20 protein-coding genes are annotated in these 19,761 nt (G+C 38.7%); 12 read left to right on the top strand and 8 right to left on the bottom strand.

The features are described 5' to 3' along the window. Window positions 1–76 precede the first annotated feature (76 nt). From M1F25_RS20715 to M1F25_RS20765, 11 genes are all read left to right on the top strand, one after another. The gene (locus M1F25_RS20715) at window positions 77–355 is read left to right on the top strand and encodes a helix-turn-helix domain-containing protein (protein WP_181488875.1); all 279 of its coding nucleotides are present in this window, start codon (window positions 77–79) and stop codon (window positions 353–355) included. 30 nt (window positions 356–385) lie between these two features. Continuing rightward, window positions 386–706, top strand: a complete 321-nt coding sequence (locus tag M1F25_RS20720; RefSeq protein ID WP_181488877.1) for a helix-turn-helix domain-containing protein — start codon at window positions 386–388, stop codon at window positions 704–706. A 672-nt stretch (window positions 707–1,378) separates the two neighbouring features. Further along, window positions 1,379–1,903 carry a fimbrial protein gene (locus M1F25_RS20725; protein ID WP_181488879.1) on the top strand — a complete coding sequence of 175 codons (525 nt, stop codon included), beginning with the start codon at window positions 1,379–1,381 and terminating at the stop codon, window positions 1,901–1,903. A 60-nt stretch (window positions 1,904–1,963) separates the two neighbouring features. Next, window positions 1,964–2,632 carry a molecular chaperone gene (locus M1F25_RS20730; protein ID WP_181488881.1) on the top strand — a complete coding sequence of 223 codons (669 nt, stop codon included), beginning with the start codon at window positions 1,964–1,966 and terminating at the stop codon, window positions 2,630–2,632. 26 nt (window positions 2,633–2,658) lie between these two features. Continuing rightward, the gene (locus tag M1F25_RS20735) at window positions 2,659–5,169 is read left to right on the top strand and encodes a fimbria/pilus outer membrane usher protein (RefSeq protein WP_181488883.1); all 2,511 of its coding nucleotides are present in this window, start codon (window positions 2,659–2,661) and stop codon (window positions 5,167–5,169) included. A 13-nt stretch (window positions 5,170–5,182) separates the two neighbouring features. After that, window positions 5,183–6,154, top strand: coding sequence for a fimbrial protein (locus M1F25_RS20740; RefSeq protein ID WP_181488885.1), 972 nt, complete (start codon window positions 5,183–5,185; stop codon window positions 6,152–6,154). Window positions 6,155–6,163: 9 nt separating this feature from the next. After that, window positions 6,164–6,679, top strand: a complete 516-nt coding sequence (locus M1F25_RS20745; protein WP_004262778.1) for a fimbrial protein — start codon at window positions 6,164–6,166, stop codon at window positions 6,677–6,679. A 13-nt stretch (window positions 6,680–6,692) separates the two neighbouring features. Beyond that, entirely contained in the window at window positions 6,693–7,190 is a 498-nt protein-coding gene (locus M1F25_RS20750) for a fimbrial protein (protein WP_036958601.1), read from the top strand. Window positions 7,191–7,234: 44 nt separating this feature from the next. Next, window positions 7,235–7,519 carry a helix-turn-helix domain-containing protein gene (locus M1F25_RS20755; RefSeq protein WP_181488887.1) on the top strand — a complete coding sequence of 95 codons (285 nt, stop codon included), beginning with the start codon at window positions 7,235–7,237 and terminating at the stop codon, window positions 7,517–7,519. A 9-nt stretch (window positions 7,520–7,528) separates the two neighbouring features. Further along, on the top strand, window positions 7,529–8,515 hold the full coding sequence (locus M1F25_RS20760) for a fimbrial protein (RefSeq protein WP_181488889.1): 987 nt from the start codon (window positions 7,529–7,531) through the stop codon (window positions 8,513–8,515). Window positions 8,516–9,026: 511 nt separating this feature from the next. Continuing rightward, complete coding sequence (locus tag M1F25_RS20765) at window positions 9,027–9,314, top strand: helix-turn-helix domain-containing protein (protein ID WP_004262793.1); 288 nt, start codon at window positions 9,027–9,029, stop codon at window positions 9,312–9,314. Window positions 9,315–9,392: 78 nt separating this feature from the next. Here the strand turns inward: M1F25_RS20765 and M1F25_RS20770 are convergent, their stop codons facing one another. Further along, window positions 9,393–10,274: a LysR family transcriptional regulator gene (locus tag M1F25_RS20770; protein ID WP_094960822.1), complete on the bottom strand. Its 882-nt coding sequence runs from the start codon at window positions 10,272–10,274 to the stop codon at window positions 9,393–9,395. 182 nt (window positions 10,275–10,456) lie between these two features. On the opposite strand from M1F25_RS20770, the gene ampC reads away from it, so the two are divergent. Further along, the gene (ampC, locus tag M1F25_RS20775; RefSeq protein ID WP_232062756.1) at window positions 10,457–11,599 is read left to right on the top strand and encodes a class C beta-lactamase; all 1,143 of its coding nucleotides are present in this window, start codon (window positions 10,457–10,459) and stop codon (window positions 11,597–11,599) included. 213 nt (window positions 11,600–11,812) lie between these two features. On the opposite strand, the gene hemN is transcribed toward ampC, so the two are convergent. The 7 genes from hemN to phoU form a co-directional block, all read right to left on the bottom strand. Continuing rightward, window positions 11,813–13,186, bottom strand: a complete 1,374-nt coding sequence (gene hemN / locus M1F25_RS20780) for an oxygen-independent coproporphyrinogen III oxidase (RefSeq protein WP_153673257.1) — start codon at window positions 13,184–13,186, stop codon at window positions 11,813–11,815. 332 nt (window positions 13,187–13,518) lie between these two features. After that, window positions 13,519–14,034 (bottom strand): Der GTPase-activating protein YihI, encoded by a 516-nt coding sequence (gene yihI, locus M1F25_RS20785; protein ID WP_153673258.1) that lies wholly within the window; start codon window positions 14,032–14,034, stop codon window positions 13,519–13,521. A 366-nt stretch (window positions 14,035–14,400) separates the two neighbouring features. Continuing rightward, window positions 14,401–15,735: an NCS2 family permease gene (locus tag M1F25_RS20790; protein WP_110592685.1), complete on the bottom strand. Its 1,335-nt coding sequence runs from the start codon at window positions 15,733–15,735 to the stop codon at window positions 14,401–14,403. A gap of 185 nt (window positions 15,736–15,920) precedes the next feature. Next, the gene (locus tag M1F25_RS20795) at window positions 15,921–16,673 is read right to left on the bottom strand and encodes an amino acid ABC transporter permease (RefSeq protein WP_004262820.1); all 753 of its coding nucleotides are present in this window, start codon (window positions 16,671–16,673) and stop codon (window positions 15,921–15,923) included. Between the two features lies 1 nt (window position 16,674). Beyond that, window positions 16,675–17,427 (bottom strand): amino acid ABC transporter permease, encoded by a 753-nt coding sequence (locus M1F25_RS20800; protein ID WP_004262824.1) that lies wholly within the window; start codon window positions 17,425–17,427, stop codon window positions 16,675–16,677. A gap of 110 nt (window positions 17,428–17,537) precedes the next feature. Continuing rightward, window positions 17,538–18,377, bottom strand: a complete 840-nt coding sequence (locus M1F25_RS20805; RefSeq protein ID WP_112307979.1) for an ABC transporter substrate-binding protein — start codon at window positions 18,375–18,377, stop codon at window positions 17,538–17,540. 666 nt (window positions 18,378–19,043) lie between these two features. After that, the gene (gene phoU, locus M1F25_RS20810) at window positions 19,044–19,757 is read right to left on the bottom strand and encodes a phosphate signaling complex protein PhoU (RefSeq protein ID WP_036958602.1); all 714 of its coding nucleotides are present in this window, start codon (window positions 19,755–19,757) and stop codon (window positions 19,044–19,046) included. Between the last annotated feature and the right edge of the window lie 4 nt (window positions 19,758–19,761).

The raw sequence follows: 19,761 nt of genomic DNA on the forward strand, positions 1-19,761 counted from the left end.
TACCTGATAAATATATCGTGATGTTAAAGATATAACCCTATACCAATTAAGAGTAAAAAATCAATGAGGTTAAATAATGAGCAATTATTACCCTGTCTCTGCGGTTATTGGTAATAAAATAAAATCATTGCGTAAAAATAAAGGACTCTCTCTTACTGCCCTTGCTAAAACTGTTGGAATTAGTGAGCAACAGCAACTACGTTATGAACGAGGAAATAATCGAATATCGATAGATAGGCTAAAGCAATATTCTAATTATTTTGATATTAATATAATTTATTTTTTTTCATTTAGTGAAGATGAAAAAACAAAAATTAAAAATGGTTATGAATTTAAAAAATCATTTTCTTTATAGTATTTTTACTTAATCAGTATTGGTTACCGTATGAAAAAAAACACCTCTAAAATTGTCGGAGCGCGGATCCGCACACTAAGAAAAGACCAAAACATGAGTATTCAGCAACTCAGTACATTACTTGGGATTAGTCAGCAGCATCAATCTCGCCATGAATTAGGCGAAATCCGAATTCATGTTGATACGTTATATTCTATTTCCGAAATACTCGACCTTGATATTCAAGAGTTAATTGTTGACTTTGCTACCCCAATACCAGTTAACACAATGAGTAATAAACAGAATAGAAAAAAAATATTGCAAGCGGAAAGCCTATTATCGCCAGAACATAATTTCAATTTATACAAATAGTGTTAATACAAAGTTAAGCTTATTTATAGGAAGTTTATAGTCATGACAACTATAGCTAAAGGTATCTATAAGTAAGAAATCTCTCACGTAGCCTTAACATAGCGAATTAAAATTAAGGCTACTTAATTGAATTTAATAAGAACATTTTGATAGTCATTTAATGTTTCCTTAAAACCAAAGTTACCCCTATTTTTATTCATTTACTGAATGGCAACACCATTTTCTCTATAAAAAACCAAATAAATAGCACATTTAGACCTGCTAAATCCGATAACTATACTATTATTTCATTTTTCGATAGTAAAAATACAACATCCACTGTATGTGGTCTAATAAGTCAAAACCTTATAACCCCAAATTATCACCATATGAGAGATAAATTAAACTTATATCCCTCCTTATAATTATTCTTAGTTTTATATCGTTATTTAACTTTAGTGAAAAAATCAAAAAAAATTATATTTAACTTAGCTCAATATAGTGTATTAATCCTTCTCTTATAATGTGTTAACTTAATTAAAAAAATTAAATACTTTAAAATTTAATTATATTTTACCAAATTTTACAAAACTTGTTTATTTTAATAAATAGTTTCAAAATACTCTCCAATTGAGTAATTGGTAATTCCACCTACTCAATAAAAATAAATAATTATCTTTTGGAGAAAAACAAATGAAAAAGAACTTACTTGCATCATTAATTGCTGCAACTTCAATCTTTGCTGTTAATAATGCATTAGCAGCAGATGGTACTATCGACTTTACCGGTGAAATCATCGACCAAGCATGCGAATTAGCAGCTGGCTCTGATGCACTAAAAGTAAACTTAGGTCAAGTATCTAAAAAAGCATTACCAAACGCAGGAAGTACAGCGGCAGCCACTAAATTTACGATTAAATTAATTAATTGCCCTGCTACAGTAACAACGGCTTCAGTAAAATTTGATGCTGATTCTTATATTGGTGATGATGAAGTTATTAAATTAAAAGAAGAAACTGGCGTTGCAACTGGCGTTGGCATTCAAATTACTGATGATGCGAATGAAGTTGTTCCATTATTTACTGCCTCTAAAGCATATCCATTACAACAAAATGTGGAAAATAATTTAGATTTCAGAGCGCGTTATATTGCTAAGTCTGACACAGTGACTCCTGGTCCTGCAAATGCGACAGCAACTTTCACAATCAATTATAACTAAGTAATAAATAAGGTTTAAAGGGAATTAAACCTTATCTAATAATATATCAATGGTGGTATTATGAAATCTATTATCTATATTTTCATTTCCTTATTTACACTAATAAATACTGCAAATGCTGGGGTTATTATTGGTGGGACCCGTGTTATTTATAACGAAGGAAACAAAGATGTCAGCATCAGTGTAGAAAATCCAGATAAAATCCCTTATTTGATTCAATCTTGGATAGATAATATAGATGAAAAAAAACAGTCTGATTTTTCTATCACACCACCATTATTTAGGCTAAATGCAGATAGAACTAATGCCCTTAGAATATTTCTAACCGAAAACAAACTCCCTAATGATAGAGAATCTTTGTTCTGGTTAAATATAAAAACCATTCCAGCAACAGAAAGAACAGAAAACTCATTACAAATTGCCTTTAAAACTCAAATGAAATTAATTTATCGCCCTAAAGCATTAAAAGATTTTAATTTTATTGAAGAGCAAAAAAAATTAGTGTGGTCTAAATCTGGTAATAAAATCACGGTTAAAAACCCGACTCCGTATTTTATGAATTTCCAAAGCATCAGCTTTAACGGAACAAAGGCTAATGATGTTTCTTATGCAGCACCGTTCTCAAGTGCAACTTTCGACGTTAATAACTCAAATACTAATGGAACAATAAAATGGGAAGTTATTAATGATTATGGTGCAGCGCCAGAAGCACTCGAAAAGAAAATATAAAACTATAAAATAAGTTGGGCTTTATCATGAAAATAAATAAAATATCTCTAGGCCTACTATTGTATTTAGGCTATGCCGCATCGCTATATGCCGAAGAAAAAACAGAAAATAATGTCTACTTTGATCCTGACTTTTTAGAGTTACCAAATAAAGGTTCGGTTGACTTGTCACAGTTTGAGAATAATGAGCAATTAGCGGGTGACTACTATGTTGATATTTATGTCAACACCAACTTAATTGGTGCTAAAAATCTTAAATTTGAAAAAAATGGCCGTAACCAATTAGTTCCGTGTTTATCACTGGCTGATATTAAAGAGTTTGGTATCAAAACAGCGGAATACCCTGAATTACAAACCGCAGGCAGTCACTGCGTAAACCTTGCAGCGATTCCTGATGCCAAAAGTAATTTTGAGTTTGATTCTCAACGTTTATATTTAAGCATTCCCCAAATCGCATTGGATAGAAACCCAAGGGGTTACGTTGACTTAGCCAATATCGATAATGGGATCAACGCACTGCTATTAAATTATAGCTATAACGGCTCTAAAAATTACGATCGTAAAAGTAGTGGTTCGGATAATACATCCCATTATATAAATTTAAGACCTGGCTTAAATATTGGTGCATGGCGGCTACGCAATTACACCACATGGTCAAGTAGTACCGACCAATCCGGTAAATGGGATACCATCTATACCTACGCATCACGTGGCATTAATCGCATCAAAAGTCAGTTGACCTTGGGGGATAGTGTCTCACCTTCGATGGTTTTTGATAGCGTGCCATTTCGTGGTGCCCAGCTTGCGACAGATGATGATATGTCCCCTGAGAGTTTACGCGGCTATGCGCCCGTTGTACGTGGGATTGCTCGTAGCAACGCACAGGTGACGATCCGCCAAAATGGTTACATTATCTACCAAACCGAGGTGGCTGCGGGTCCTTTTGAAATCAATGACCTATATCCAACAGGGGGAAGCGGTGATTTGCATGTCACCATCAAAGAATCCAACGGTAGCGAGCAATATCAAATCGTTCCTTTTGCCTCATTACCTGTATTGCAACGTGAAGGATATTTTTCTTATAGCGTAACGGGCGGGGAATACCGCGCTTATGACAGTAGCATTGATAAAACAAAATTTGGCCAATTTACCTTAATCTATGGTCTACCGTATGGTATTACCGCTTATGGTGGTAGCCAAGTGAGTGAGCATTACCAATCTTACTCCATCGGCGCAGGCCAAAACCTTGGGCGATTTGGTGCGTTATCCATTGACGTTACCCATGCAAATTCAACGCTAAGTAATGACGTTAAGGAAAAAGGCCAATCATACCGTTTCCGCTATAACAAAAATATCAACGATATTGGTACTAATATCGCATTGGCTGGTTATCGTTATTCCACTAAAGGTTTTTACAGTTTAGCGGAAGTCTTTGACGGCTATAGAAATACAAACTATATCCCTGAAATTGAACGCCGCCGTAATCGTGGTGAGATCACCCTCAGCCAAAACTTAGGGGATAACTTTGGTTCAATCTCTGTAGGCTATATCAATGAAGACTACTGGAATAGTGACCGTAAAACTCAGTCTGCCACCGTGGGTTATAACAATAGTTGGCAAGGCATCAGTTATAGTTTGAATTATACCTATAATAAAAATACTAATAGCTACTCATATACTTCCGGTAGCCGTACGAAAAGTGAAGATGATCATCAGCTTGCCTTCTCTGTCAGTGTGCCATTTACCGTGTTTGATAACACCTTCTATTACAACTTTAACAGTAATAGTAGCAGCAACGGCCCAAGCACAGGCAGTATTGGGCTTTCCGCTTCACAACTTAATAACCGCTTAAATTGGAGCATGCAGCAGGGTTTCACCACTCAAGAACAAGGTACTAGCGGTAATATGAACGCTTCTTATAAAGGCCAATATGGTGAAATTTCAGGTGGAACAGGCTATAGCAAAGACAACTATAACCTCTATTACGGTGTTAATGGTAGCTTAGTGGCTCACTCTGGCGGTCTTGTACTCGGTCAACAATTAGGCGAAACCGCGGCTATTGTTGAAATCCCAGATGCGGGTGATGTACCAGTATTAAACCAAGCAGGGGTTGTCACTAATAACCAAGGTTATGCACTCGTGCCTTATGTCACGGCTTATCGTAAAAATGTGATTGATATTGACACTTCTGAACTACCTGAAAATACGGAAATGGAGTTAACCAGCCAAAGTGTTGCACCAAGCCGTGGCGCTTTGGTGAAAGCTAGCTTTGCGGCGAATGTCGGCTACCGAGCCATCATGATATTAACCTTTGCTGATGGTAATCCCGTACCTTTTGGTGCTCAGGCGATATTTAAAGATAATCCTCAGCTAAATAATATAGTGGGCAATGATGGCGAAATTTATTTATCTGGTTTAGCTGAAAATGGCAATTTTATTATTCAATATAACGATAAACAACAATGCCAAGTAAATTATAACTTAGCAGGTATATCGAATTATATGGGGTTATATAAAACAACTGCTGTTTGCCGATAATAAGGAGTAAATAATGAAAAATTTCATTTATAAATCAATATTGGCAGTGAGTTGTATATATTTATACTCAGGATATGCTAATGCAGCATGTACCTTAAACCCAAATTTAAATAACAAAATAGCTAATATACCGAGTGCAGTATATAACGTTCAATATGATGACAATACCTCCAGAGACTTAGGTTCTCTCTACACCAATTTTTCATCTACATCTCAATGGGTAGTTAGTGATGCGAGTACTTGTGCTACTTCATACTTAACTGGTAGCTTTATAAATAGCTGGTCACCTAATGCCAATAAAGTTGCTCTATCTAATATTTCTGGTATTGGTATTTCTGTTACAACCGCAGGTATTGGGGATTTTAATGCATTATGGGATAGAAATAACACAAATTATAATATATTAACAACACATTGGACTATTACGGTAAAAAAACTCGGTTCGGTAGTACAAGGTGGCACATTAAGAGCGGGGAATGTTGCAAGGTTAACTACAACTTACCGTGCGCCAACAAATGTAACTTGGACTTTAACAACTTTAAACATGCCTGCAAATGCGATTCGTATCAATGTACTTAGCTGTTCATTAAAAAACAACCAGTCAACCTACAATATTGATATGCAAGATTGGTATGATACACAATTCCCTAATATAGGCTCAACCAGTGCGCCTGTAGATATTCCAATTACCTTAACATGTGCAGCGGGTACCAATATTAAAGCGACGGTCACAAGTTCTAAATATGAAGATACCGCTACAGGAAAATTAGCTCTAACGGGACCTGATAGCGCCACTGGTGTCGCAATACAATTGCTAGATAAAAATAATAACCCGATCAAGTTGAACACTTTAAATAGCCTGCAAAATAATGTGCCGGCTGGTGATTATATGTTTGATTGGAAAGCTCGCTATATCAAAACGGCAGATAACATCACGCCGGGTACAGCGAATGCCTCTGCTACTGTAAATATTCGCTATGAGTAGGAATAAAAAATGAAAAAAATATCTAAAAATTTACTTTTACTTAGTAGCTTAATATTCAGTGGGAATTTATTTGCTGCTAGCACAGTGACATTGAACTTTACCGGAAATATTAGAGCCGCAACTTGCAATATTACCGGTGGGAATAATATTGATATTGACCTGAAAAATATTTCTGCTGATGTATTTCGTAATGCGAGTTCAGGTTCTAACTGGAACACATTTAATATTAGCCTAAATAATTGTTCATCTTTTATTAATCAAGTAAAACTGACGTTTACAGGAACCGCAGATACTGCGGATGCAGCAAGCTTATACAAAAATCAAGGTACGGCTAAAAACTTAGCCGTTCAACTACAAAATGGTAATGGAACAACCGCTTTAGGTAACCAAAAAGTATTACAAGTTCCGACAAATGGGCAAGCGAATATTAATATTCCATTACGCACACGCGCCTTTAGCTCATTAGGTAATGCCACTCCGGGAACTATTTCCGCCAATATTACGGCAACAATTACCTATTTATAAAAGAGAAAATAATATGAGACATTTTATCCTATTACTATCACTAATGAGCTGTTCTTTAACTGCATTTGGGCTAACAGCAAATATTAAAGTGCATGGCGTCGTTATTGCTGCTCCTTGTGAGGTTGAAAAAAATAATTATTTAATCGATTTGAAAAAAATTAATATTTGGAATATCAAAGATACGCAAAAATCTCCGTGGGTTGATTTTTCCGTGAAGCTAAAAAATTGCCCTGTAGGCACCACCAAAGCTGTAATGAAAATATCAGGTACGCCAGACTCAACAATAACTGAACATTTTATTAATAATGGTACGGCGAAAAATGTGGCATTAAATTTAGCCAATACCGGCAATAAAACAACAATAAAAAATGGCGATACCATTACCGCGAATGTTAATACTCAAACGCGAAATGTTGAAATCCCATTATCTGCAAGAGTCTCGGGTTATGGAAGTGGTATGGTTGCAGGTTCATTTAAAAGCCATTTAGAATTTACATTTACATATCAGTAAGTAAGTTTGTTTTAATTATATCAGTTTTAATAGGGGAAAGCGGTATGCCTAATTACTATCTTATATCAAAAATAATTGGCAATAAAATCACCTATTACCGAAAAATGAAAGGCATGACATTAGAAAATTTATCTAATATCGTGGGTGTGAGTGAACAACAACAGTCACGCTATGAGCGTGGTATTAATCGAATTAATATTGATAGGCTTTATCATTACTCTAAGATATTTGAAATTGATATTATAGCTTTCTTTGTTTTCAATTCTAAGGAGATTAATGAGATTGAGTATGCAGAAGAAAAACATTTAAATAAAAAAAGTAAATGTTAAGGATATTTAATGACTAAAAAGAATATATTACTGGTAATAATAGGTTCGGTTTTTGCTTATTCTGCGTATACACAAGCGGCCTGTATTCAAAATCCTAATTTACGGAATGTTGTGGTGAATGTACCAGCAAGAACCTATTCGCTGCAATATGATGATACAGGGGCTCGCGATTTAGCCACTATTCAGGTCAATTTTAAAGGCTCACAAGTCAATACATTTTCAGGCCCAAAAAGTAATGGTGAATGTGGTGATGCCTACTTACACGCTGACTATGTCAATGGTTGGGTACCAAACGGCAATAAAATTGCAGCCAGTAATATACCGGGCATCAGCATTCAAGTGAAAGCAACCAATATCGGTTTTTTAAATACACGTTATGGACCACCAACAGCAGCTAACCCAGCCGCTTGGACTATTGCTAACCCATATTGGACGATTACCATAAAAAAAACAGGACAAGTCACACAAGGGGGAAATTTAAAGGCAGGGCATGTGGGAAGACTAACACAGCGTAACCCTGCGCCACATAACAGTACGTGGAATTTAACATCGCTGAATATTCCAGCAGGTGCTATCAAAATTAATGTATTAAAGTGCTCAACAAAAGCGACAAGTTACAATGTTAACTTAGGGACTTGGTATGATACTCAGTTTAAAGCTATTGGCTCTACTAGCAATAGTGTCAATATACCCATTACATTAAGCTGCGCTGCAGGCACCAATCTAAAAGTGACAGTCACAAGTAGTGCTGGGTATGTTGATATCAATACAGGGAAGATTAAATTGTCTGGGCAAGGTCAAGCGACTGGAGTCGCCATTCAATTATTGGATAGAAACAGTAACCCGATAAAGCTCAACTCAAAGTTCACTTTGCAAAACAATGTTGCAGGTGGCGATTATATTTTTAATTGGAAAGCTAGATATATTAAGACTGCTAATAATATAACTGCAGGAACTGCAAACTCAACAGCTTCGGTTAACATAAGATATGAATAAATAGCATCCAACATTAATCATAAAAAGATATTAATTTATTTATAACTTGATTTTTATTGCTAACATCGAAAAATATCATCGAACAATTGATAAATAGCAAATTTACTATTTTATTAAAATGGTTAAGATAGAGAGGTAATCTTTCATCGTGTTTAGTTAGAAATAAAAAATATAATTATAGGAGTATATATGCCTTATTCAACATCTCACCTAATTGGCAAAAAAATACTTTTTTATCGGAAAACGAATGGACTTTCAGTTAATGAACTATCCGAGGTTATTGGCATCAGCCCACAACAGTAGTCACGATATGAAAGAGGAGTAAATAGAATTACTTTAGATAGATTGTTCCAGTATGCAACGTATTTTGAGATTGATATTAAAACCTTCTTTCAGTCCCATGATTTTTAATAAATTAAGTAATAATACATATCACTAGAAGATCCAATTACATTAAAAATATTTAATTATATTAACATTATAATATTTAAAATAAATTAGAGAGAAAATCATGAAACGAAAAATATCTAAATCCGTCGGTTTAAAAATAAGATCATTAAGAGAAAGTCACGGAATGAGTGGTAAAGATTTAAGCATATTGTTAGGCATTAGCCAACAACACCAATCACGCTATGAAAATGGCGAGGTTAATATTCATGTCGATACTATTTACCAGTTGGCACAAATATTTAATGTTTCGCCGACCTATTTCTTTACTGAAACCATTACGGATATTAATAGTACAGAGCTCTCTGTTAATAAAAAGAATTATTTCTCTGCTGAAGCTTTGGTATTCTAACCTCTAAATATGAGCATTATAATATGCCAATAAATTAAATATCGGTGCTATTTCTATTTATAGTATAGCACCGACTTATTATTCTTTTTTAGACTCCTCCACCAACCAATGACGAAATATCGCCATCGCTGGTGTCATGACTCTTGACTTTAAACGGCTTAACCAATATCCACCCAGTGTTACAGATATATCAAAAGGTTGAACTAACGCCCCAGCACTTAATTCATGACTAAACATGCAACTTGGCACCAATGCTATACTGTCAGTTAATAACGCAGCCTCAACCATTAAACGCGATGAATCAAATACTGGGCCTTTGACACGCCAAGGTTCAATATCCGCAGCTAAAAACCATTTTTCCCATTCATCTTTACGATATGAACGCATTAACTGGTGGGATTTTAAATCTAATGGATGTTTGAGCTGGCTTGCGACTTTCTCTGAACAAAGTACAGTATGAGCTGTTGAAAATAGGGGGATATTTTCAACCAGTGGCCATAAGCCCTCCCCAAAGCGAATAGCAAAATCAACGCCTTCGGCAGCGAGATTCACCACATTGTTATGAGTCATAATGCGTAAATCAATATAAGGGTATAGTTCCGAGAATTGGGTTAACCTTGGCAATAACCAGCCCACAGCAAATGTACCGACCACTGAAATACTTAAAGCTTCTCGATAATGGCCATCTTCAAATTGCAGTAGTAATGACTCAATCTGGTCAAAAGAGCGGCTCAATACGGGCAGCAATGCAAGCCCTTCATCAGTTAATGCAAGCCCTCTAGGTAAGCGAATAAAGAGTTCTAGTCCCAGCTGCTCCTCTAACAACCTAACTTGTTGACTAACAGCTGCCTGAGTGACATTCAACTCTATTCCTGCTCGTGTAAAACTTAAATGCCGCGCTGAAGCTTCGAATGCCCTAAGCGCATTGAGTGGAAGCCGATGACGATAATTTTCTGCCATAAGATTTTCTTTTACCTCATCGAATTTTATATCGTTTTAAATAATGACCGAAAGCATGCATACTGCTTTGCAATCGCGGTTTAACCGCCTAATAGCCTATATTAAAGCACTTTAAATTTACAATGAAGTGCTTTCAGTTCCTGTTAGCAATAACTTAAACTTGTACTTATTGGAATAACTCTATGAAAACTCTTTTTCGTCAGGGGCGAATTTTTGTCGCACTGAGTTTGGCGTTAACCACGCTATCCGCTAATGCGTTCACTCAAAAGGATGTGGATGACATTATTAAACCTCTGATGGAACAAAAACAGATCCCAGGGATGTCTGTCGCAATTTCCGTTGAAGGGAAACACTATATTTATCACTATGGTGTGCAGTCTAAGCAAAGCTTAGTACCTGTCAGTGATGAGACTTTATTTGAGATTGGTTCTTTGTCTAAAACGTTTACTGCCACACTCGCAGCCTATGCACAAGACCAAGGAAAACTCGATTTTTCGCAAAAGGTAAGCCACTATCTTCCTGAATTAAAAGGGTCTGCTTTTGACCAAGTCACAGTAATGAACTTGGCTACTCACACTTCCGGTTTATCGTTATTTGTGCCTGATAGCATTACTAATTCAGCTGAATTAATCCGTTATTACCAACATTGGAAACCGACCAAAGCCATTGGGCAATATCGCTCTTATTCAAATCTTGGCGTGGGGCTACTCGGTATCGTTACCGCTAAACAACTCAAAATGCCATTTGAGCAAGCGATGGAAAAATTAATGTTGCCTGCACTTGGGCTAAAACATACCTATATTCATGTCCCTAAAAACCAACAGAAAAATTATGCTCAAGGTTATAATAAGCACGATCAGCCCATTCGTGTAGCACCACAAATTTTAGATGCTGAATCTTATGGTTTGAAATCTAATGCTAAAGATCTAATTCGCTTCTTAGATATTAATATGCAAACGAAGAAAGTCGCTAAGCCGTGGCAAGAAGCCGTAGAAAACACCCATACTGGGTTCTATATGACCGATTCATTTATGCAAGATATGATGTGGGAAAGCTATTCATGGCCAGTATCTCTTGCTCAATTACAGCAAGGTAACCGAAATGAAATGGCGCTCACACCGCAAAAAGTTGAAGCTATCCATCCTGTAATGCCACCTGAAACACAGGCTTTTTACAATAAAACAGGTTCAACCAATGGTTTTGCAACCTATGCGGCATTTATTCCGGAAAACCAAGTGGGTATTATTATTTTATCCAACAAATGGTATCCAATCCCTGACCGCATCACTGCGGCCTACCAGCTAATCGAAAAAGCGAAACACTAGCCCACGCAGAACATCCAATGTTCTAAATAATCAGATAACGAACCAGTAATACTCAAAATAGTTCGTGCTAGAGCAAGGCGGCAAAATTCGGCTATCTCGGGGAGTATACAAAAGTATATGACCCGAGTAGCCGAATAAGGCCAACGCAGCTATTGCGCGAAATATGAAGAGTATTAAAGACAACAACGCGACAGCACGAATTATGAAGAGCATTTAGATAACGCGGGAAAACTGCCGCTGCCTCATCTGACTACGTAAATAAACATCAAAACACATACAAATATTACGAATAAGTAAACGCCCTTGCGGCGTAACTTTAATTCCTTTGTCTGTCATTTCGACTAATCCATCTTCTGCCATTGGCTTCAATAGCTCTAAATCCTCTTTAAAATAAGATTTAAAGTCAATTGGATAGATTGCTTCAATTTGTGCAAAATCCAATTGGAAGTTACAGATTAAGGTTTTAATAACATCACGGCGCAAGCAATCATCATCGGTTAAGACGAGACCTCGCCACAGCGCTTGGCCTTGCTCTTCAACTTGCGCATAATAGGTTTTCAAATCTTTTTGATTTTGCGCGTAGTTATCGCCTAACATACTGATCGCAGAAACGCCTAATCCTAATAAATCACAGTCGCCTTGAGTCGTATAACCTTGGAAATTACGGTGTAAAACCCCTTCTCGTTGGGCCACAGCGAGCTCATCTTCAGGGCGAGCAAAGTGGTCCATACCAATGAATTGATAGCCATCTCTGGTGAGGGTTGCGATTGTGTCTTGCAGAATATCGAGTTTTTGCTCTGCACTTGGTAAATCAGCATCTTTAATTTTACGCTGCGCCGCAAATAAATTAGGCAAATGCGCGTAATTAAACACACTTAAGCGATCTGGTGATAATTCAGCCACTTTCTTTAAGGTAAATGCAAAGCTTTCAGGAGTTTGTTTAGGTAAACCATAAATCAAATCAATACTCGTTGAGGTAAAACCCGTTTCTTTTGCTCGTTTAATTAGGGCAAAAATAAATTCTTCGTCCTGTTCACGGTTAACCAGCACCTGAACTTCTTTATTAAAATCCTGAACTCCCATGCTTAAGCGGTTAAACCCTTCATGGCGCAGATGGTCTATCATATCCAGTTCAATTTCACGCGGGTCGACTTCGATGGACATTTCAACATCATCCGCAAAATGAAAATGCTTTTTCAATAAACCAACCAAATGGCTGACTTGAGCTTTATCGAGGTAAGTCGGAGTACCACCGCCCCAATGCATCTGGGTCACAATACGGCCTTTTAATAAAGCTGCGCGCTGAATAATTTCTTGTTCAATTACTTTAAGATATTCATCTGCTTTATGTTTTTGGCGTGTCACTAATTTATTACAGCCACAGAAATAACAAAGTTTATGGCAAAAAGGGATATGGACATAGAGCGATAAAGGTCGATCAGGATAACGTTGTGTTGCTTGAACAAACGCATTCTCATCATAATCTTGATTGAATTCCAAGGCTGTGGGATACGAGGTATAACGAGGCCCTGAATAATTGTATTTTTGAATGAGAGAAAGATCCCAAACAATATTTTGCTCTGACATAACATTCCTCAATTGACCAAAAGCTCAAACTATAACGATGACTTCACTCTATTTAATTTGTTATTCGATGAGAGTGAAAATTTTATAACCTGCATAAGCATTATAGACTCTAAATATTTCGAGTTGCAGCTAGGCGACAAGTGAATGAGTCACTAGGAGTATACATAAGTATGAGACTCGTGCGAATGAACATAGTCAACAACGCTGCAGCTTTGAATATGACCAGTATAAATATGTTAGAGAAAAGAGACTTGATTCAACATCAAAGAAAAGTGAGTTAGCAGAAAAAATAGCCAAATCCCCCGCTAGCGCGAGGGATCTTTTAAACGAAATTATTTACTTTTTAAGATGCGCATAATGTCATCAAGTTTTTCTTCGTCTTCTTCCTCTTCTTCTTCGCTATATTCAATACCGAGAATATTCATCAGTTCATCAATACGGTCTAAACAGGTATCAACATACTGCTGTTCTTGCGCAGTGATAGTTTCGCCATCCTCCAGACGCGCCAAAATGCTATCTAGGCGGTCATCGCTTTCTAGCATTTCCAACTCTTTTTCTGGCGTCAATTTTTCTTTAGCGACTGGCATCTCTTTCACCACTGGACGCGCTACAGGTTTGTTATCATCCACAACTAATGGAATCGGTTTTTTGCTACCAATACGCGGGTCTGTGGTGGTAGATATCCCACCTTTAGCATTGTTAGAAGCAGATTCTTGGTTACGGCTACCAGATTTATGACCACGATGTTTTTTCTCGCGCTTACGCTCACGGCCTTCCGCATTTATCTCTTCTTTAGTTTTACGGTATTTTTTCTTTGGCTTAGCAGCCGGTTTTTTTGGTGCATTCATGGTCTGATACCTTGATAAAGTCAGTTTCTGCTGCGAAATCTAGCAGGATCCCATAAAGGGGGAAAGCACTAGTTTGCAATTTCAGCGGATTTTTTACTCCACCCTGCCTTCGCAATAGTACTTTAATGATTATACCTTAAATAATTTGAGTTGCATGCAAGTAACAAGACGGGAAAGCCATCTGAAGGGGGATTAATCTTCCAAGTGGTTTTACCTAAAAAAATAGAGAGCCATCTTGAGAAATATTCTAAATAATTCAAGTTGTGGCTAGGCGTCAATCGCGGTTATCTCGGGGAGCATACATAAGTATGTGACCCGAGTAGCCGAGTGAAGACAACAACGCCACAGCTTGAAGTATGACGAATATTAGGCGTCGACGAGCACCATTTTTAGTAGGAACATCGCCGCGACTAAAATCACACACAGGCCTAGGTCACGCCATCGACCAGTACCAATTTTCATTGCACAGTAAGCAATAAAGCCCAACGCAATACCTTCAGTAATCGAGAAACTAAATGGCATCATCACTGCAGTAATAAATGCGGGTACAGACTCAGTTAAGTCATCCCATTTCACGCGAGTTAGGCTTGATGTCATCAACACGCCCACGTAAATCAAGGCTCCCGCAGTTGCATAAGCTGGAACCATACCGGCAAGAGGTGAGATAAACATGGTCAATAGGAATAAAACACCAACGACGATCGCGGTTAAACCTGTACGCCCACCAACAGAAACACCAGAAGAACTTTCAATATAGGCGGTGACAGAAGATGTCCCCATCGCTGAACCTGCAACAGAGCTCAAGCTGTCCACATATAACGCTTGCTTCATCCGTGGGAAAGTTCCGCGTTCATTTGTGATACCCGCTTTGTCAGTCACACCTATCATGGTGCCTGATGAGTCAAACAGGTTTACTAACATAAAGGCAAAAATTACACCGGATAACGCTAAGTCTAAAGAGCCAGCGAAATCAACCTGCCCGACGACACTCGTGATACTTGGCGGCATTGAGAATATCCCAGAATATTTCACATCCCCCAGAGCTAGGCCAATCAAGGTGGTCACTGCAATAGAAACTAATACCGCGGCATGAATATTACGAGCCGCTAAGATTGCAATAATAAAGAACCCGAGGGCTCCCAGCCAAACATTATGGTGAGTCAAATTACCGATAGAGACTAACGTGTCTGGGTTAGCGACAATAATACCGGAGTTTTTCAGCCCCATCATCGCAATAAATAGGCCGATACCACTGGTGATCCCGACGCGAAGACTAAGCGGGATATTGGCGATAATCCAATAACGGATACGGAATAATGTCAGAATAAATAACCCGACTGCCCCCCAAAATACGGCCCCCATTGCAACTTGCCATGAATAGCCCATCGCGCCAACTACAACGAAAGCAAAAAAAGCATTCAGCCCCATAGCAGGTGCTACTGCAATCGGTAAATTTGCCAATAGCCCCATCAAAATACTACCAATAGCCGCAATCAAACAGGTGGTGACAAACACAGCTTTGATATCCATGCCTGCAACTGAGAGAATTTGAGGGTTAACAAAAACGATATATACCATCGTTAGGAAGGTGGTGAAGCCTGCAACAACTTCTGTCCGTGCTGTCGTGCCGTGCTCTTGCAATTTAAAAACACGCTGAAACAAGCCCTGCGGTTGTGCCGAGCTAGAAGATTGATTACTCATTAGATATTGCGCCCAAAAAAAGTTTTTTTCGCCCTATACTACAATTAAAAATCACAAAAGAAAACGATTGCGTAAACTATAAGGGGCAAAAATGTCCTAACTAACTGATACGCCAAGATGAAATAATAATAGAAACCAAAATAGTGGAGTGAAAAAGTGGTGAGTATTTCACCACCACTTTTGATTTAGGAAAGTGCTAACAATTTTTGTCGGCGCCAAAACAATAAACGATGTTTCGCAGCCAGTTTCTGGGGTTGATGTTGCGCACTCAGCTTTGTCGCCACCCTATTCGCAATAATTTCTACCGCAAAACACATAACAAAATAAATAAATGCTACGAATAAGAAAACTTCGAGAGGATAAACCATTTCACGGTTATTCACTTGGGTTGCTAAGAAAGAAAGCTCCGCAACACCAACAACATAAGCCAACGAGGTATCTTTAATTAATGCTACCCACTGGTTAATAAATGAAGGAACCATCATACGTAAGGCCTGTGGCAATACGACATTCCACAATACCTGCCAGCGGCTAAACCCCAAGGATAACCCTGCCTGCCACTGCCCTGCTCCTATCGCTAAAATGCCAGCTTTCACGGCATGAGCCAAATATGCAGAAGTAATTAATGCCAATGCACAGACGACTGTTGCAATACCCGGAATTTCCATACCCAATAAGATTGGCAACAGAAAATAGGTCCAAAAAATTAACATAATGACCGGAATTGCACGGAAAAAACCTAAAATCGCAGCAAATAGGTTAACCCAGAAGCCCCGCAGCATGGCTAAAGCTATTCCACCCAATGTTCCTAATACAATAGAAGCCGCACCGGCAAGTAAACTAATGACTAACGTCAGTGCAGCGCCTTCAAGTGGCCCATCCGGAAAAGTACCAAACAATAAATATTGCCAATTCTGCTCAATAATCGAAAAATCCATCTTATACCCCCTGAGCCAAATTACGCTGTTGACGCCACTGGCCCCAACCTTCCATTACCGCAATAATGGCAATATACAAAACGGTTGCCACACCAAATGCAGCAAAGGTTTGCAGTGTCTGGCTATCAACCTGGCGGGAGACATAAGACAGTTCTGCGACGCCTATCGCCATCGTTAATGATGAATTTTTTACCACATTCATATATTGGCCCAGTAGTGGAGGCATCGCGATTTTAACGGCTTGCGGTAATACCACCAGTTTCATGGCCTGCCATGAGGTTAGCCCTAAAGCAAACGCAGCATATTTCTGTCCCTGACGAACGCCACGGATCCCAGCACGAATTTCTTCAGCGATAAACGGCACGGTATAAAGGGTCAAACCGATAAAACCGGCTAAAAATTCAAATGACGGCCAACCCACTGTGATTCCAAGTAAATGGACTTCATGGGGAGTATTGAGCCATTCCATTGCAGCAGAGGGTAAAATTTCACCAGAAGCGAAATACCAAAAGAATAACTGCACCAACAAAGGCGTATTTCTGAAAATAGAGATGTAGATACTCACAGCCCAACGCACAAGAGTAATTTGGCTATCCTTTGCTGATGCAACTATAAAACCCAATACAGTGGCTGCAACAATGGTACAAATCGAGATCCAAATAGTGATCAAAAAGCCGTAGCCAAACCATTCTAAATACTGCGGTGCCAAGAAATGGGCAGACCAAAAATCACCATTTAAAAATTTTTCAAACATTGTTCACGACCTATTGCCTTCACAGCTTGTGATTAAAAACTCATCCTTTATAACCAAGAACCCCACACAGAGTGCGGGGCTTCAAATCACTGAGTACTTACCGTTACCCATTAAGACTGTGGCTGTTGCTCACTCAGTGGTGCGAATTTAAAGTCTCCGCGTGGCTGTGCGGCTTTGGTATCTGGCCCAAACCAACGGTTATAGATCACCTCGGCTTTACCGTCTTTCTCCAGTTTCAACAGTGTTTCGTTGACGTTTTCAACCAAACGCGTTTCACCTTTGCTTGCTGCCAATGCTTGGTATTCTTTCGTCAGGCTAAATGGGGAAATCTCAAAATCTGCTTTCACTTTTTCAGGTAAATTACCTAATAAGCCCACCAGTTTTGCATCATCTTGTGTGATAGCTTGGACGTTACCATTACGCAGTGCAGCGAAAGCTTGTGGGGTATCGTCATAAGAAATCACTTTAGTCTCAGGGAACCGCTCACGCAGAGTCACTTCCTGCACAGTACCTTTGTCTGCGCCAATACGCAGTGGTTTGATGTCGTCAGGTGTTTTTAATACGCCTTTACGGGCAATAAATTTTTGGCCTGTCGCAAAATCAGGAATTGAGAAATCAACTTGTTTTGCGCGTTCATCTGTAATGGTGAAGTTAGCACCAATCAAGTCAACTTTTCCTGAAGTTAGAAGTGGAATGCGATTTGCTGGATTAGTTGGACGAAGCTCAAGTTTTACCCCTAGGCCATCTGCAATTTCTTGCGCAATATCAACATCATAACCCGCTAATTTTTTAGTTTGTGGGTCAATAAAACCAAATGGTGGGTTACTATCAAATACTGAAATGCGGATCACACCCGCTTGTTTGATATCATCTAATTTATCTGCGCTAGCGACATTCGCTGTCAGCGCTAAACCTGTAAGTAAAACAGTCGTTAGAATACGAGCTTTCATTGAACACCCCTGACGGTAAATTTTTGTAAATCGACCATCACAAGCTATCAACTATTGCTTAGCACTTGAAATAATATTAAATAATATATTTATAACAAAATAGAATATAAAACCACACAAAAAAGGGGCAAGCTTTGTACAAAGGCCCCAACATGGTTAAACCATCAATAGACTCTTATTGAGCAAGAAGAAAGTCGGTATAAAAATCTTAAGCTAAATTTTTAGATGCTTTGTACCTGAAAATATACGCCAATAGTCATTAAAGAAATAACTGTTCAAACGTATCAATGCTCTAAATAGTTCGTATTGCGGCTAGGCACCAAGCTAGGATATTTCGGGGAGCATACATCAGTATGTGCCCCGAATCGCCGAGCGAAGCCAACACCGCCACAGCACGAAATATGACCAGCGTTTATGCTCTAAATAGTTCGTATTGTGGCTAGGCACCAAGCTAGGATATTTCGGGGAGCATACATCAGTATGTGCCCCGAATCACCGAGCGAAGCCAACACCGCCACAGCACGAAATATGACCAGCGTTTATGCTCTAAATAGTTCGTATTGTGGCTAGGCGGCAAGCAAGGATATCTCGGGGAGCATACACCAGTATGTGACCCGAGTAGCCGAGCGAAGCCAACACCGCCACAGTACGAAATATGACGAGCATTTATTTGTTCGTTAGCATCTTTTCAAGACTATCCCCACCCACATGACGGAAATCCTGCCCCTTCACATAGTAGAAAATAAACTCACAGATATTTTGGCAGCGGTCACCGATGCGCTCAATTGAACGTGCGCAGAACAATGCCGTTAATACACTTGGGATCGTCCGAGGGTCTTCCATCATATAGGTCATCAATTGGCGTACGATGCCCTCATACTCTTGGTCAACTTTCTCATCCTCACGGTAAATACGAATGGCTTCTTCGAGATCCATTCGTGCGAATGCATCTAATACGTCATGTAGCATTTGCACTGTATGGCGACCTAATGATTCTAAGCTCACTAACAGGGGCTGATGTTGATGAGAGAATTTTTCCAATGCAGTTTGGCAAATTTTGTCTGCAACATCGCCGATTCTTTCCAGCTCAGCAATGGTTTTTGAAATTGCCATAATCAGGCGCAAATCACTCGCCGTTGGTTGGCGTTTCGCGATGATCTTAACGCATTCTTCATCAATGGCCACTTCCATCATATTGACTTTATGGTCATTTTCGATAACTTCACGCGCTAAGGCTTCATCCTGATTATGCATGGCCGTAATGGCTTTGGTAAGCTGTTCTTCGACCAGCCCCCCCATCGTCATCAATTCAGTATGGATATGTTCCAGTTCAGCATTGAACTGACCCGATATATGTTTGTTGTGATTCAGCGTATCCATCGTC

The sequence above is a fragment of the Providencia sp. PROV109 genome (genome assembly GCF_033681625.1).
In the GTDB taxonomy this organism is placed as follows: domain Bacteria; phylum Pseudomonadota; class Gammaproteobacteria; order Enterobacterales; family Enterobacteriaceae; genus Providencia; species Providencia hangzhouensis.